This window comes from Mycobacterium sp. SMC-16 (assembly GCF_046250085.1).
In the GTDB taxonomy this organism is placed as follows: domain Bacteria; phylum Actinomycetota; class Actinomycetes; order Mycobacteriales; family Mycobacteriaceae; genus Mycobacterium; species Mycobacterium phocaicum.
Window position 1 is genome coordinate 95,897 of record NZ_CP176427.1, and the last position, 15,180, is coordinate 111,076.

The 15,180-nt window shown below is 68.7% G+C and carries 14 protein-coding genes; 9 read left to right on the forward strand and 5 right to left on the reverse strand.

Annotation, left to right across the window (positions count from 1 at the left end):
* Positions 1-21: 21 nt before the first annotated feature.
* Positions 22-999, reverse strand: coding sequence for a 1-phosphofructokinase (pfkB, locus tag ACJEIK_RS00470; RefSeq protein WP_409430845.1), 978 nt, complete (start codon positions 997-999; stop codon positions 22-24).
* Complete coding sequence (locus ACJEIK_RS00475; protein WP_064858585.1) at positions 996-1,775, reverse strand: DeoR/GlpR family DNA-binding transcription regulator; 780 nt, start codon at positions 1,773-1,775, stop codon at positions 996-998. The genes pfkB and ACJEIK_RS00475 overlap by 4 nt, the downstream gene beginning before the upstream one ends.
* 102 nt (positions 1,776-1,877) lie before the next feature.
* Here ACJEIK_RS00475 and ptsP point away from each other — a divergent pair, with 102 nt between their 5' ends.
* Positions 1,878-3,617: a phosphoenolpyruvate--protein phosphotransferase gene (gene ptsP, locus ACJEIK_RS00480; RefSeq protein ID WP_409430846.1), complete on the forward strand. Its 1,740-nt coding sequence runs from the start codon at positions 1,878-1,880 to the stop codon at positions 3,615-3,617.
* 63 nt (positions 3,618-3,680) lie between these two features.
* Positions 3,681-4,655 carry a pirin family protein gene (locus ACJEIK_RS00485; protein WP_409430847.1) on the forward strand — a complete coding sequence of 325 codons (975 nt, stop codon included), beginning with the start codon at positions 3,681-3,683 and terminating at the stop codon, positions 4,653-4,655.
* On the opposite strand, the gene ACJEIK_RS00490 is transcribed toward ACJEIK_RS00485, so the two are convergent.
* The gene (locus ACJEIK_RS00490) at positions 4,656-6,830 is read right to left on the reverse strand and encodes an FUSC family protein (RefSeq protein WP_409430848.1); all 2,175 of its coding nucleotides are present in this window, start codon (positions 6,828-6,830) and stop codon (positions 4,656-4,658) included.
* A 257-nt stretch (positions 6,831-7,087) separates the two neighbouring features.
* On the opposite strand from ACJEIK_RS00490, the gene ACJEIK_RS00495 reads away from it, so the two are divergent.
* From ACJEIK_RS00495 to ACJEIK_RS00525, 7 genes are all read left to right on the forward strand, one after another.
* Positions 7,088-7,723, forward strand: coding sequence for a TetR/AcrR family transcriptional regulator (locus ACJEIK_RS00495; protein ID WP_061001337.1), 636 nt, complete (start codon positions 7,088-7,090; stop codon positions 7,721-7,723).
* A gap of 27 nt (positions 7,724-7,750) precedes the next feature.
* The gene (locus ACJEIK_RS00500; RefSeq protein WP_061001336.1) at positions 7,751-8,683 is read left to right on the forward strand and encodes a class I SAM-dependent methyltransferase; all 933 of its coding nucleotides are present in this window, start codon (positions 7,751-7,753) and stop codon (positions 8,681-8,683) included.
* 81 nt (positions 8,684-8,764) lie between these two features.
* Positions 8,765-10,165, forward strand: a complete 1,401-nt coding sequence (locus ACJEIK_RS00505; protein WP_061010633.1) for an aldehyde dehydrogenase family protein — start codon at positions 8,765-8,767, stop codon at positions 10,163-10,165.
* Between the two features lie 109 nt (positions 10,166-10,274).
* Entirely contained in the window at positions 10,275-11,138 is an 864-nt protein-coding gene (locus ACJEIK_RS00510) for an SDR family oxidoreductase (RefSeq protein WP_133425754.1), read from the forward strand.
* Positions 11,139-11,141: 3 nt separating this feature from the next.
* Positions 11,142-12,113 carry an NADPH:quinone oxidoreductase family protein gene (locus ACJEIK_RS00515; protein WP_409430849.1) on the forward strand — a complete coding sequence of 324 codons (972 nt, stop codon included), beginning with the start codon at positions 11,142-11,144 and terminating at the stop codon, positions 12,111-12,113.
* Positions 12,114-12,599, forward strand: a complete 486-nt coding sequence (locus ACJEIK_RS00520; protein ID WP_409430850.1) for a DUF456 domain-containing protein — start codon at positions 12,114-12,116, stop codon at positions 12,597-12,599.
* Positions 12,569-13,147, forward strand: a complete 579-nt coding sequence (locus ACJEIK_RS00525; RefSeq protein ID WP_409430851.1) for a YceI family protein — start codon at positions 12,569-12,571, stop codon at positions 13,145-13,147. Before ACJEIK_RS00520 ends, ACJEIK_RS00525 begins: the two co-directional genes overlap by 31 nt.
* Here the strand turns inward: ACJEIK_RS00525 and ACJEIK_RS00530 are convergent.
* Both ACJEIK_RS00530 and ACJEIK_RS00535 read right to left on the reverse strand, forming a co-directional pair.
* Positions 13,144-13,953, reverse strand: coding sequence for a tyrosine-protein phosphatase (locus tag ACJEIK_RS00530; protein WP_061000482.1), 810 nt, complete (start codon positions 13,951-13,953; stop codon positions 13,144-13,146). The genes ACJEIK_RS00525 and ACJEIK_RS00530 overlap by 4 nt on opposite strands.
* The gene (locus ACJEIK_RS00535; protein WP_406783984.1) at positions 13,953-15,170 is read right to left on the reverse strand and encodes an acyl-CoA dehydrogenase family protein; all 1,218 of its coding nucleotides are present in this window, start codon (positions 15,168-15,170) and stop codon (positions 13,953-13,955) included. The genes ACJEIK_RS00530 and ACJEIK_RS00535 overlap by 1 nt, the downstream gene beginning before the upstream one ends.
* Between the last annotated feature and the right edge of the window lie 10 nt (positions 15,171-15,180).

Consider the following 15,180-nt stretch of genomic DNA (forward strand, 5'->3'; position numbering starts at 1 on the left):
GTTCCTTTTGGATCAGACGGATCAGAGGTGGGCGGAGGCGGACGTGACAGCCTGGACCCGAACGGCTTTCACGTCGATCTGGTCTGGGCTGGGCAGTGCTGAGCCCGGCAGGGACGCGGCGGCGCTGCCGTAGGCGACGGCGGTCTGGAGCCGCTGCTCCGGCGCGGCGCCGGCGATGGTGGCGGCGAGGTATCCCGCCAGTGACGCGTCACCGGCGCCGACGGTGCTGCGCGGCACGATCGACGGGGCCGTGGCCGCCCACGTCCCGTCCCGGTCGACCAGGACGGCGCCCGCGCCGCCGAGCGTGACGAGCACGGTGCCGGCCCCGCGGTCGACGAGCTGACGGGCCGCGGCTACGACGGGCAGCGGATCACCTTGCGCGGCGGCGTCTTCCAGTTCCTGCGCGGAACGGCCGGTCAGCCAGGCCAGTTCCTCGGAGTTGGGCTTGATGAGGTCAGGGGCGGCGGTGGCGAAGGCTTCGGCCAGGGCGGTGAGCGGACGCTCGGAGGTGTCCACCGCGACGCGGCACGGCAGTGCCGCCAGCCGGGCTGCGACGTCGGCGTACCAGTCGTCGGGAACCCCGGGCGGCAGCGATCCGGACAGCACCACCCAGGAGGCTTCCGCGGCGCGGTCGCAGACGACCGCGGTCAGGGCTGCCAGCGCGGCGGCGTCCAGATGTGCCCCTGGTTCGTTGAGTTTGGTTGTGGTGCCATCTTTTTCGGTGATGGTCAGGTTGCTGCGGACGACGCCCGGGATGGCGATGTTGTGGAACGGCACGCCGCGGGCCGCCAGCCCCGCCAGGATCGGATCGTGGTCGGCGGCCGGCAGCAGCGCGACGGTGTCCACACCGTTCTGGGTCAGCGCGCGAGATACGTTGACGCCCTTGCCTCCCGGCTCGGTGGAGACGGGTGTGAGGCGGTGTACCGCTCCCCTGGTCAGCGGCTCGTCGAGCGACAGGGTGCGGTCGAGGCTCGGGTTCAGGGTGACGGTGACGATCATGCGCCGGCCTCCGCGCAGATGACGTCGACGCCGGCGTCGATGAGTTGTTGACGCTCGTGGGCGCGGATCTCGGTGTCGGTGACGACGGTTCGCACCGCCGACAGTGGCGCGAAACTGACCAGGTCTTCCCGGCCGAACTTGCTCGAATCCGCCGTCACGACAACGTGGTTGGCGCAGTGGACCATGGCGCGTTTGATGGCGGCCTCGTCGCTGTCCGGGGTGGAGAAGCCGTGCCGGACGCTGATGCCGTTGGTGCCGAGGAAGGCGACGTCGACGCGCAGGGAGTCGAGTGTGCGCAGGGCCTGCTCCCCCACCACGGCCTGGGTGATGCTGCGGACGCGGCCGCCCAGCAACTGCAGGGACGCCGTCGGGTTGGACGTCAGCTTCGCGGCCGCCGGGATGGAGTTCGTGATGACGACGAGGTCGCGGTCGGTGGGGATGAGGTCGGCGATGCGCGCGGTGGTGGTGCCGGCGTCGATCAGCACCGTTCCGCCGGTGGCGGGAAGCAGGGCGACGGCTGCCGCCGCGATGGCGGCCTTCTGCTGGGTCTGGGTGGAGTCCCGCTGGACGACACCCTGCTCGACGAGGTGCAGGGTGCGGGCGGGTACCGCTCCCCCGTGCACCCGCCGGATGACGCCGGCCTTGTCGAGGACGTCGAGGTCCCGGCGCACGGTTTCGGTGGTGACGTCGTAGGTCTCGGCGAGTTCGTTGACGGAGGCGCGACCGTCGGCGAGGACTCGCGCGGCGATGGCTTGCTGCCGTTCTTCCGCGTACATGACCCTCCAGTGGTGTGGGAACGCATCCGATTCGATCTTTGTATTGTTTGTTTTACGCTTGGATGTGTTGACTTGTCAACGGTTCGGAGTAATCTACATCACATGAGTCAGACATCTGTGAGCCCGTCGCCTTTGGTGGTCGACGTGGAAACCGATCGTTCGCCCAGCGGTGCACCTGTGGTGCTGCACGGGGTTCCCGCCGTCGGCGGAGTGCGGTACGCGCCGGTGCTGTGGCCGGGGGCGCGACCGAAGCCGGACGCCGACGGCATCGCCGCTGAACTGGGAGAGCCGGAGCGGCCGGGGGAGCGGGAGCGCTTCGCGGCAGCCTCGGTGACGGTCGCGGACCGGCTTCGCAGCCGCGCCGCGCGAGCCACCGGAGCCGCTGCCGAGGTACTGGCCACCACCGCGACCCTTGCGCAGGACCGCGCTTGGGCGTCGGCGACGGACAAGCGCATCGCCGACGGCATGACCGCGGTGCGTGCGGTCGTCGCGACGGCGGACCAGTTCGTCGAGATGTTCACGCGCATGGGCGGACTCATGGCCGAACGCGTCGCGGACCTCAGGGATATCCGGGACCGGGTGATCGCCGAACTGCGCGGGCTGCCCGAGCCCGGCGTGCCGGTGCCGGACGTGCCGTCGGTGCTGTGCGCCGAGGATCTGGCGCCCGCCGACACCGCCGGGCTGGACCCGAATCTGGTGGTGGCGTTGGTGACCAGCCTGGGCGGGCCGACCAGCCACACCGCGATCATCGCCCGGCAACTGGGCATTCCGTGTGTCGTGGCGGTCGCCGGACTCGAGCAGGTGCAGTCCGGAACGATGGTGCTGGTGGACGGCACCAACGGCACCGTGGAGATCGAGCCCGACGCGACGTCGGCCGCCGCTGCCGTGGCCCGGGCGCGCCGTGAGGCCGACCTCGCCGACAGCTGGCGCGGCCCCGGTGCCACCGCTGACGGACATCAGGTCGCGGTGCTCGCCAACGTGCAGGACGGTGCCGCAGCGCACGCGGCGGCCGAGACCCCGGCGGAGGGCATCGGTCTGTTCCGGACCGAATTGTGCTTCCTGAACCGGGATCTCGAACCGACCGTCGACGAGCAGGCGCAGATCTACGGCGACGTACTCGCCGCGTTCCCCAATCGCAAAGTGGTGGTGCGGACGCTCGACGCGGGTTCGGACAAGCCACTGCGCTTCGCCGGGCATGTCGATGAGGCGAATCCGGCGCTTGGCGTCCGCGGCATCCGCATCGCCCAGGGCAATCCGGAGTTGCTGACCCGCCAACTCGAGGCCATCGCGGCTGCGGCAACCGCGACCGGCCAGCGTCCGTGGGTGATGGCGCCGATGATCGCGACGCCCGCGGAAGCCAAAGCCTTTGCGGCACAGGTACGGTCCTTCGGCCTGACGCCCGGCGTGATGATCGAGGTGCCCGCCGCGGCATTGTTGGCCGATCGGATTCTGCGCCACGTCGACTTCTTGTCGATCGGTACCAACGATCTGACGCAGTACACGATGGCCGCGGACCGGATGTCGGCCGATCTGGCCACGCTGAGCGATCCCTGGCAGCCGGCGGTGCTGGCTCTGGTGGGCACGGCCGCCAAGGCGGGTGCCGAACAGGGCAAGCCGGTCGGGGTGTGCGGGGAGGCTGCGGCCGATCCGGCGCTGGCGTGCGTGCTGGTCGGATTGGGCGTGACGTCGCTGTCGACGGCAGCAGCCGCGGTGCGTGCGGTCGGCGCCGCCCTGTCCGGGGTGACGCTCGAGCAGTGCCGGGCAGCCGCCGACGCGGCGTTGGCCGCTGAGTCGTCTGCGGACGCCCGCAGCGCGGCGTTGGCCGCGCTGTCGACCCCCTGACCGGCGGATTTCGGGTGCAGTAGCATCTGGAATTAATCGGACCGCAGTCCGGTTATACGTGACATGCCTGCTATCACTGCTGACACGATCAGCTTGCCGCGTATTGCTTCCGCTGCGCCGAGCGACACAGAACGCCCGGTGCGGTCCATCACCACCGGCCCCCGTGGCTATGAGGGCGAGGGTTTCCCGGTGGTCCGAGCCTTCGCCGGGGTCAGCCCGGCCGACCTCGACCCGTTCGTCCACCTGGACCAGATGGGTGAGGTCGAGTACGAACCCGGTGAACCGAAGGGCACCGACTGGCACCCGCACCGCGGGTTCGAGACCGTGACCTACATGATCGACGGCCGCTTCGCGCACCAGGATTCCCATGGTGGCGGCGGCCTGATCACCGACGGCGCCACGCAGTGGATGACCGCTGGGTCGGGCATCCTGCACATCGAGACGCCGCCGGCCGAACTGGTCGAGAGCGGTGGCCTGTTCCACGGCCTGCAGCTGTGGGTGAACCTGCCCAAGAAGGACAAGTTCGCCGCCCCCAGGTACCAGGCCATCGAGGGCACCGATGTGACGCTGCTGTCGTCGGACGACGGTGGCGCGCTCGTGCGCGTCATCGACGGCGAGATCGGCGACGCCAAGGGCCCGGGTGGGACGCACACGCCAATCACCATGGCGCACGCGACAATTGCGCCCGGAGCGCGACTCGATCTGCCGTGGAACCGCAAGTTCAACGCGCTCGTCTACATCCTCTCCGGACGTGGCACCGTCGGACCCGTCGGCCACCCCATCCACCAGGGTCAGCTCGCGGTGCTGGGGCCGGGGGACCGGATCACCGTCGCTGCCGACGAGGGCCAGGACTCCAACCGGCCTGCGCTCGAGGTGCTGCTGCTCGGCGGCCAGCCCATCCGGGAACCGGTCTTCCACTACGGCCCGTTCGTGATGAACTCCAAATCGGAGCTCATCGAGGCGTTCGAGGACTTCCAGTCCGGCAAGTTCGGCAACATCCCGCCGAACGCGTTGCAGCCGCACCGGCCCGGGCACTGATCACGCGGGCGCTGCATCCGGATAGAGCAGTTCCAGCTCGCCGAGGCTGGCGGCGACGGTCACCAGAGGCAGCGCGGCCTCGACCGACAGGTTTCCGCCGCCGGTCTCGGCACGCAGGGCGAGCACGAAGTCGTCACTGATGGGTGTGCGCCCTGCGGCGCCGGGGTCTTCTGTGCCCGCGATCCGGGCGCAGATCGAGGCGGTGTGCGCTTCGAGGACATCGCGGGCAGCGCGGTACGGGGCAAGTGGCGGCGGCACGACATCAGCGATGAGGTCGGCCGCCGCCCGCAACCGGACCGTCTGATTGGCGGCCCGGACCACCGGTGCCCGCAGTTCCGTGGCCCCGCTGCTCTCCGAAAGGAAGTGGCGCACCGCATCATCCACGGTCCGCGAGGCCGTCAGGGCGTCGAAGCTCAGCGCGTGCACCCGGTCGGTGGCGGCTTCGGAGGCACCGCGTGTCACCCGCCGCACGGCCGCGGTCAGATACCGTGTGCCGGCGCTGCGGGCCGCCTCCAGCGTGCGCTGGACGACCGCAGCGGATCCGCGCGGCCACAGCAGCAGCGACACCACCACACCCACGGCGGCGCCGACCAAGACATTCTCGAGCCTGATCAGCCCGACGCGCCAACCGGCCGGGCTGATGAGGTTGTAGATGGTGAGCACCAGCATCGTGAACATCGCCTGGCCCGCGACGAACGAAAACACATCGGGCACATAGGCAGAACCGAACGCCACGATCGGAAGGACGAACCACAGCAGCACGGGGTTCGCGCCGATCAGATGGATCACCACCGTGCCGAGGAGGAATCCGATCGCGGTGCCACCCACGGCGCGCAACACGCGGGTCCCGGTGGTCAAAGCGCTGCTGCGCAGCACCGACAGCGATGCCATGGCGATCCAGAATCCGTGCTGCAGCGGAAACAGATGCACGACGGCTACGGCTACAGCCAGTCCGATTCCAGTGCGAAGACTGTTCTGTACCACCACCGCTCGCGTGGCCACGAAACCCGACGGGATGGCCGACACGGCCTGGGATTCGGACAGCACCCGGTCGAGGTTCCCGTGCGCAGGCAGCCGCCGACCCAGCACGCGGGCCCATACCGGCCGGGCGTCGGCGTCGGCCGCCAGTCCGATGACGCGGCCCGTGGCCCCGATACAGGCCGAGAAGGTGCGCAGCCGCAACAGTTTCCGGCCCGTCGCGACGGCCAGCAGATCGTCGTGCTCGGCCCGGATCTGCTCGATGTCTTCGCGGTAACGCCCGCGGGTCGCGGCCCGATGCGCGGTCAGGGCGTCGGCCAGGTCGGCGCGGTAGCGATCGCGGCCCGCGGCGCGCGGCGTGCTGAGCACCTGGGCACAGTCGTTCAGCACCCGGATCGCCGGCCCACGCGTCTCCGCGAGCAGGGAGCCGGTGGCGTCCGTGGCGCGGTCACACAGCCAGCGCAGGTCGTCGACGACCCGCACCAGGGCGCGGCTGCCGGCGGTCAGTCCGACGGGCCGGAAGTCGGCGCCGAGGAAGTTGTCGGCCAGGGCCTCCATCGCATCGGAGAGCTCCTGCGCCGTGGCGGACCCTTCCAGCCGGGCCGCCAGCAGGCGGCACACCTGCGCGGCGTGCTTGCGCAGGTCGTCGTGGTGGGTGGGCGGCAACAGGAACAGTGCGGCCGGGACGGCGATCGCCCAGGCGACGGCCCAGCCGAGCAGTCGATCAGGGACCGGCCCCGCCGGCGTGCACACCGGCAGCACGAACGTCATGAGGGTGGAGCGCTGCCCGGCGGCGATGATCTCGCTGAGAACGCCGGAAAAAGTCACCAGAAATCCGACGGCGAACATCGCCGGCACCGCCAGCCACGGATGTGGGGACAGCAACGTGCCCAGGGTGATCAGGACCGTGCCGTTCAAGCCGAGCCCGGCGTAGGCCAGCGCCCGCGCCGGGCGGTTCCCGGGGAAATCCACCACCACCAGCAGCGCGACCGCGCCGAAGATGGCGAACATGGTCGTCTGCGACCTGCTCCCGACGGCGGTGCCCACGGCCAGTCCGGCGATCGCGACGACCGGGAGCACCACACCGGCACGGGTCGCTCGCCGGAGGGCGTCGTACTCCGGATCCTTGTCGCGCAGCCGGGTGACAAGCCGCTGCCGGCGCAACGTCGGCGACTCTCGCGACACCACGCCCGTCATGGCGCCCAACATTAATTTGGCTGACGCCGCCATGCGTCGGCAACAACACGCCTGTGGTCCCGGTCTCCCGCGGCCGCCGGCCGCCCCGGGGTCGTTCCTGGCCCGGCTACCGATCGGGACCGGGCGGGGGCCGGGAACCGCGCGCCGCACAGCAATCGGTTGTTGACAGAACTGCAAGTTTGCTGGAAGAGGCGATTTTGACGAGCGTGCGTCGCATACGAGCAGGGTCGGGCCGAGATCTATGGCACAATTTGACGATGCCGTACATCGCCACCCGAGGCCCGGGTCGCCCTCCCGCGGCGAAGGCGGCCGAAACTCGTGAGCGCATCCTGCGCGCCGCACGCGAGGTTTTCAGTGAACTTGGTTATGACGCAGCAACATTCCAAGCCATTGCGATCCGCGCAGATCTCACGCGCCCAGCGATCAATCACTACTTCGCGAACAAGCGCGTGCTCTATGGCGAGGTCCTCGATCAGACCAATGCCATGGTCGTCGCTGCGGGTCGTCGCCGGGCCGAGGAGGAGACCACCTTCATCCGGCGCATCTCATCGTTTTTCGTCGCCGCCATCCAGGCCGACTCCGAGGACCGGTCCGCCGCGGCGTTCCTTGTGACCTCGATCCTCGAGGCACAGCGGCATCCCGAATTGCGCCAGGAGGAGCACGACGCGCTCGTGGCCTCCCGCGACTTCGTGACCTGGGCCGTCACCGACGCCATCGAACGTGGTGAGCTGGCCGTCGACACCGACGTCTCCACCGTGGTGGAGATGCTCATCGCCGTGATGTGGGGCATGGGTTTCTACGCCGGGTATGTGGGCAGCCACCAGGAGTTGACCGCCGTCATCGAGCGGCTCGAACTCTTGCTGGCCAACAAGCTGTGGCAGGTCACCGAATAGACCGGCCTCAGCTGGTACATCTGATACATGGGTAGCGAACGCTCCGACGACGACACCTGGGATATCGCTAGCAGTGTGGGCGCGACGGCGGTGATGGTGGCTGCCGCCCGTGCCGGGGAAACCGAACGCGATGACGCGCTGATCCGCGATCCGTTCGCGAAAATCCTGGTGGCCGGCGCCGGAACAGGTGTGTGGGAGACGATCCTCGACGCCGACTTCAACAACCGGATGGCCGGCGCCGACCCCGAGGTGGCCGCGGTCCTCGAGCACATGGGCAACTACCAGGCGGTGCGTACGCATTTCTTCGACGCCTACTTCGCCGACGCCGCCGCGGCCGGCATCCGCCAGGTGGTGATCCTGGCGTCCGGGCTGGATTCGCGCGCCTACCGATTGGACTGGCCGGCCGGGACGACGGTCTTCGAGATCGATCAGCCGAAGGTGCTCGAGTACAAGGACGAGACCCTCAGGGCGCACGGCGCTACGCCGGCGGCAGCACTGCATCAGCTGCCGATCGACCTGCGCAATGACTGGCCGAAAGCGTTGCGGGAAGCGGGATTCGACGACTCGACACCGGCCGCGTGGCTGGCGGAAGGGCTACTGATGTACCTGCCCGCCGAGGCGCAGGACCGCCTCTTCGAGAACATCACGGCGCTGAGCGCGCCGGGTAGCCGCATCTCGGTCGAGACGGTCGGCGAGCACGCCGCAGAACGCCGCCAGCGGATGCGGGACCGGTTCGACAAGCTCGCCGGGCAGTTCGGCATGGGTCAGGTCATGAACGTGCAGGATTTGATGTACGAAGACCCCGACCGCGCCGATGTGGCTGAGTGGCTGGATTCGCATGGCTGGACGTCGACGTCGGTCACCTCGCAGGAGGAGATGCGCCGGCTGAATCGTTGGGTGCAGGTCGATACCACCGATGACAAGGCGTTTTCCACCTTCGTGACCGCGCACAAGGGCTGATCCCGAGGACTTGACCCTTCAAACCAACCGGCTGGTTGGTTAGGATTCCGGTGTTGCCTGGCTCACGTAAGGACGTATGTCATGACCCTTGATTCAGCTGTATCTGTCGGCCACACAGCTGCTGACATCCCGGCGGTTGTCGCCGGACTCCGCAAGACCTACGCGACCGGGCGCACCCGTGACCTGCAGTGGCGCAAGCGCCAGCTACTGGCGCTGGCCCAGGCGATGGAGGAGAACGAAACGGCCATCGCCAAGGCGCTGGAGGCCGATCTCGGCCGCAAGCCCTTCGAGGCGTGGCTCGCCGACAGCGTGGGCACCATCGCCGAGGCCAAGGACGCCGCCAAGAACCTGAACAAGTGGGCGAAACGTCGCTACCGGCTGTTGGAGCGCTCGCAGCTGCCCGGCCGTGGCTGGGTGGAATACGAGCCCTACGGCACGGTTCTGATCATCGGCGCCTGGAACTTCCCGTTCTACCTCACGCTGGGCCCGCTGGTCGGTGCCATCGCCGCGGGAAACACGGTGGTGCTCAAGCCGTCTGAGTTCGCCCCGGCCTCGTCGCGGCTGATGGTCGAGCTGGTCGAGAAGTACCTGGACACCTCGGCCGTCGCCGTAATCGAGGGCGACGGCATGGTCAGCCAGGAGCTGATCGCGCAGGGTCTGGACCGGATCATGTTCACCGGTGGCACCGAGATCGGCAAGAAGATCATGGCGGCCGCGGCGGAGCACCTGACGCCGGTCACGCTGGAACTCGGCGGCAAGAGCCCGGTGATCGTCGCGGCCGACGCCGACATCGACGTCGCCGCCAAGCGCATCGCCTTCGCCAAGGTCGTCAACTCCGGCCAGATCTGCGTCGCGCCGGACTATGTGGTGGCCGAGAAGCCCATCCGCGACGAGTTGGTCGCCAAGATCCGGGACGCTGTCGTGGCGTTCACCGCCGACGACGCCGACGGCCTGCCGATCGTCAGCGAGCGGCAGTTCAACCGGCTCAGCAGCTACCTCGGCACCGGCGGGGACGTCGTCACCGGCGGCGGCACGAACCCGGCCCGGCTCACCATGCAGCCGACCGTCGTGGTCGATCCGCCGCTCGACGCACCGGTCATGACCGAGGAGATCTTCGGGCCCATCCTGCCGGTGATCACGGTCGACTCGCTCGACGACGCCATCGCGTTCGTCAACGCCCGGCCCAAGCCGCTGGCCGCGTACCTGTTCACCAAGGCGAAGGCCGTCCGCGAGCGGTTCATCCGCGAGGTCCCGGCCGGCGGCATGCTGATCAACCACCTGATTTTCCAGGTCTCGACCGCGCGGCTGCCGTTCGGCGGCGTCGGGCCGTCCGGCATGGGCGCCTACCACGGTCGCTACGGCTTCCTGGAGTTCAGCCACGCGAAGTCGGTGATGACCAAGCCGACGCGGCCCGACCTGGGCAAGCTCATCTACCCGCCCTACACCGACAAGGCGTGGAAGATCGCGCGCAAGTTCTTCTAGACCCGACCCGACGACGCGGCGGCCGATCGGTCGCCGTATACACAAGGGGTGGCCCCACCCGAAATAGATGGGGCGGGCTGTCCAATTTCTGTTCCATGAGAGGAAACCCATGCCCGGAGTGCAGGATCGCGTCATCGTCGTCACCGGAGCCGGTGGCGGCCTGGGTCGTGAATACGCGCTGACGCTGGCCCGCGAAGGCGCCTGCGTCGTGGTCAACGACCTCGGCGGCGCCCGCGACGGCACCGGCGCCGGCCACAACATGGCCGACACGGTCGTCGAGGAGATCAAGGCCGCGGGCGGCCGCGCCGTCGCCAACTACGACAGCGTCGCCGAGCCCGAGGGGGGCGAGAACATCGTCAAGACCGCGATCGACGCGTTCGGCAAGATCGACGGTGTGGTGTCCAACGCGGGCATCCTGCGTGACGGCACCTTCCACAAGATGACCGCCGAGCAGTGGGACATCGTGCTCAAAGTGCACCTGTACGGCGGGTACAACGTGATCCGCGCCGCGTGGCCGCATTTCCGCGAGCAGAGCTTCGGCCGCGTTGTCGTCGCCACCTCGACCAGCGGTCTGTTCGGCAACTTCGGCCAGGCGAACTACGGCGCGGCCAAGCTGGGTCTGGTCGGCTTGATCAACACGCTTGCCCAGGAAGGCGCCAAGTACAACATCAAGCTGAATGCCATCGCGCCGATCGCCGCGACCCGCATGACGCAGGACATCGTGCCGCCGGAGGTCTTCGCGAAACTGTCTCCCGAGTATGTGGCGCCGGTGGTGGCTTACCTGATGACCGAGGAACTGCCCGACACCGATTCGATCTTCATCGTCGGCGGCGGCAAGGTGCAGCGCACCGCGCTGTTCCAGAACGAGGGCATCACCTTCGGTGATGTGCCTTCGGTCGATGACGTCGCCGCCAAGTGGGGCGAGATCACCGATCTGTCCGCTGCCAAGGCCGCCAGCTTCTCGCTCGGCTGATAGGTGAAAGCGCTTGTCGCGCAGTCGCTGACGGGCCCATCGGGCCTGGCCTACACCGACGTCGATGACGTCGCAGACCCCTCGGGCAATGCGGTCGTCATCGATGTCGGTGCAGCCGGCGTCTGCTTTCCCGACCTGCTGCTGATCCGCGGCGAGTACCAGCTCAAGCTGCCGCCCGGGTTCACCCCGGGTATGGAGGTCGCGGGTACCGTCCGGTCGGCGCCCGAGAGCTCGGGTTTCGTTGCCGGTCAGCGGGTTTCGGCGTTCACCATGATGGGCGGCTATGCGGAACGTGCGCTGGCGCTGCCGGATTCGGTGATCCCGACACCCGATGGCCTGGACGACGCCGCCGCGGTCTGCCTGCTGGGCAACTACTACACCATGTACTTCGCGCTGGCCCGCCGCGGCCGGCTGCTGGCGGGGGAGACGGTGCTGGTGCTCGGCTCGGCGGGCGGTGTCGGGGTCGCGGCCATCCAGGTCGCAAAGGCCATGGGCGCCAAGGTGGTTGCCATGGTGCACCGTGCCGAGGCGCTGGACTTCGTCGCGTCCGTCGGTGCCGACGTGGTGCTGCCGCTGACCGACGGCTGGCGCGATACCGCGCTGGCGGCGACCGATGGTCGGGGAGTGGACCTGGTGGTCGACCCGGTCGGCGGAGACGCGTTCGACGACGCGATCCGGGTGCTGGCCCCCGAGGGCCGGCTGCTGGTGCTGGGTTTCGCTGCGGGCCAAGGCATCCCGTCGGTGAAGGTGAACCGTCTGCTGCTGCGCAACGTCAGCGTGGTGGGTGTCGGGTACGGCGAGTTCATCCGCCAGGTACCCGGTGCGGACGCCGAGGTGGGTGCGGGCCTGGCGAAGCTGGTGCAAGCCGGCTTGCGGCCACCGGAGCCGATGCGCTTCGCGTTGTCCGACGGTGCCGCCGCGCTGCAGGCGTTGGCAGACGGGAAGATTCACGGCAAGGCAGTGCTGGAGCCGTAATTGAACACCTTGGGAACAGTGCTGGTGGCGCTGGTCATCGCGATCGGCCTCGTCGGCATCGTGGTACCGGTACTGCCCGGTGGCTTGCTGGTGTTCCTGGCGATCGCGGTGTGGGCGGTGGCCGTCCACACCGCGACGTCCTGGGTCGTGCTCGGCGTCGCGGCGGCACTGTTCCTGGCGGGCGAGGTCATCAAATATCTCTGGCCGATGCGCCGGATGCGCCGGGCCGACGTGTCGACCCGCAGCCTCGTCATCGGTGGAATCCTCGGCGTCATCGGGTTTTTCGTGATCCCGGTGCTGGGCCTGGCCCTGGGCTTTGTGCTCGGCGTCTACCTGTCCGAGTACTCGGCGTTGCGGGACACGAGCCGGGCCTGGACATCGACCAAACACGCCATCAAGGGCGTCGCCCTGGCAATGGGGGTGGAGTTGACGGCCGCCCTGCTGGCGACCGTCGCATGGGTGGCGGGGCTGGTGGTCGGGAGTTGACCGCGGCGAAACGTACTCTCGACGGATCATCCGGCGAACTGCTTCTGCACACCGGCGTCACCGGCAGCGCAGCCCGGATGGGACACCGGTTGACCATCGTGATGCGATCGTGGCGGGCGACCGTCGACCTCGACGGAGACGAACCCATCGCCGTCGAGGTGACCGTCGACCTGGACTCGCTGGACGTGCTGGCGGGTGAGGGCGGCATGACACCGTTGTCCGGCGCAGAAAAGACACTGGTCCGAAACAATGCGCTGAAGTCATTGCAGGCCAAGCGGTTTCCGCAGGCGATATTCCGTTCCTCGTCGATCGAACGGGGCGAAGACTCGTGGCGGCTTGCCGGGACGCTGGACCTCAGCGGTCAGAGCCGTGAGCAGACCGTCGTCGTCCACGTGGTGGGGGACGACGCCGACCTGCGGATCACCGGTGAGGCGCTGGTACGCCATAGCGACCATCGGATCAAGCAGTTCTCGATGCTGATGGGCGCGATGAAAGTCGCTGACGAAGTCCGGGTGACACTCACCGCGCAACTGGGGGACCCGACCTAGCCCCTGAGCACGGTCTGCAACCGCGTGACCTGCTCCTCGGTAACGCCAATGGCGGCAAGGTAATTCGGCAGCGAGCCGTACTCGGCACCGACGACCTCCAGGGCCGCGTCCAGATACTCCTCGCGGACGCCGAGCACCTCTTCGGTGAGCCGGGCCTCGGCGAACGTGACGACCTCGGCCGTCTCGCCGGCCCGGGTCCGGAGGGTCTCGAGGATGCCCTCGCGCAGCTGCGGCACGGCGTCGTTGCTCCGCAGGAAATCGGTGAGGATCGCGTCGCGATCGATGCCCACGGCACCCAACACCGTCGCTACCGTGAAGCCGGTGCGGTCCTTGCCGGCGAAGCAGTGTGCGATCACCGGCCGCGAGTCGGCGAGCATCGAAATGACCTGGCGTATCGCAAGATGCGCACCGGGCAGAGTGGGGAAGCGGCGGTACTCCTCGACCATGAAGCGGCCGGCGGCGACTGCGACGTCCTCGTCGTCGGGCTTCGCGGTCATCATCTTCTCGAAGGCGTTCTCGTGCGGCGCCTCGGCGGTGTCGGTCCCGGCCGCGGCCAGCTCGTGGAACGGCAGCAGGTGGATCGCGACGCCGTCGGGCACCTGGCCGGGACCGCGGCGCTCGACCTCGCGCAACGACCGGAGGTCCGCGACGTCGGTGATGCCATAGTGCTGCAACGCTTTACGGCCGTCTTCGACGAGCCCGCTGAGCTCGCTGGAGCGGAACAGCCGGCCGGGGGCGATGCCCGTCTCCTCGGCGACGTCGCGGAAGTTCCAGGCGCCTGCCAGCTCGAGACCGGTGGACCGCATCACTGCCCCAACGCCGCGGCCGCCAGTGCCGATTTCTCGCGACCGAGTTCGGCCCGCGCGATGGTGCGCATGTGCACCTCGTCGGGCCCGTCGAACAGGCGCATGGCGCGGTGCCAGGCATAGAGCCGGGCCAGCGGTACGTCGTCGCAGATACCGGCGGCGCCGTGCACCTGGATGGCGCGGTCGATCACGTCGCACGCGACCTGCGGGGCCACCGACTTGATCTGCGACACCAGCACATGGGCGGCCTTGTTGCCCTGCTGGTCGATGGTCCAGGCGGCCTTCTCGCACAGCAGCCGGGCCTGGTCGATCTCGTTGCGGGACTTGGCAATCGACTCGCGCACCACGCCCTGCTCGGCCAGCGGCTTGCCGAACGCCACGCGCGTGGACACCCGCTCGATCATCAGGGCCAGCGCGCGCTCGGCGGCACCGAGTGCACGCATGCAGTGATGGATGCGACCCGGCCCCAGCCGCGCCTGCGCGATGGCGAAACCGGAACCCTCCTCATGCAGCAGGTTCTCGGCCGGCACGCGGACGTTGTCGAAGACGATCTCGCAATGCCCGTGTTGGTCCTGCCACCCGAACACCGGCAGCGAGCGCTGGATGTCCACGCCGGGGGTGTCGGCCGGGACCAGGATCATCGACTGCTGTTGGTGCGAGGCCGCGTCAGGGTTGGTGCGGCCCATGACGATCAGGATCTTGCAGCGCGGGTCCGCGGCCCCGGTGATCCACCACTTGCGGCCGTTGATGACGTAGTCGCCACCGTCGCGCAGCATCGTCGTCTCGATATTACGGGCGTCGGACGACGCCACCGCGGGCTCGGTCATGGCGAAGGCGCTCCGGATTTCACCACCCAGCAGCGGATCGAGCCACTGCTTGCGCTGCTGCTCGTTGGCGAACAGGTGCAAGGTCTCCATGTTGCCGGTGTCCGGCGCCGCGCAGTTGATGGCCTCGGGCGCGATCTCCATGCTCCAACCGGAAATCTCGGCCAGCGGGGCGTACTCCAGGTTGGTCAGCCCCGACTCCGACGGCAGGAACAGATTCCACAGACCGCGCTTGCGCGCCTCGATCTTGAGCTCCTCCACCACCGGCGGCACCGTGTGGTCCTTCGGGCCCTTCTCCTCGCGATACGCGTGGTAGGACGCCTCGGCCGGCAGTACGAGCTCGGTCATGAACTCGGTGAGCCTGTGCTGGTAATCCTGCGCTTTTGCCGACAACGCGAAGTCC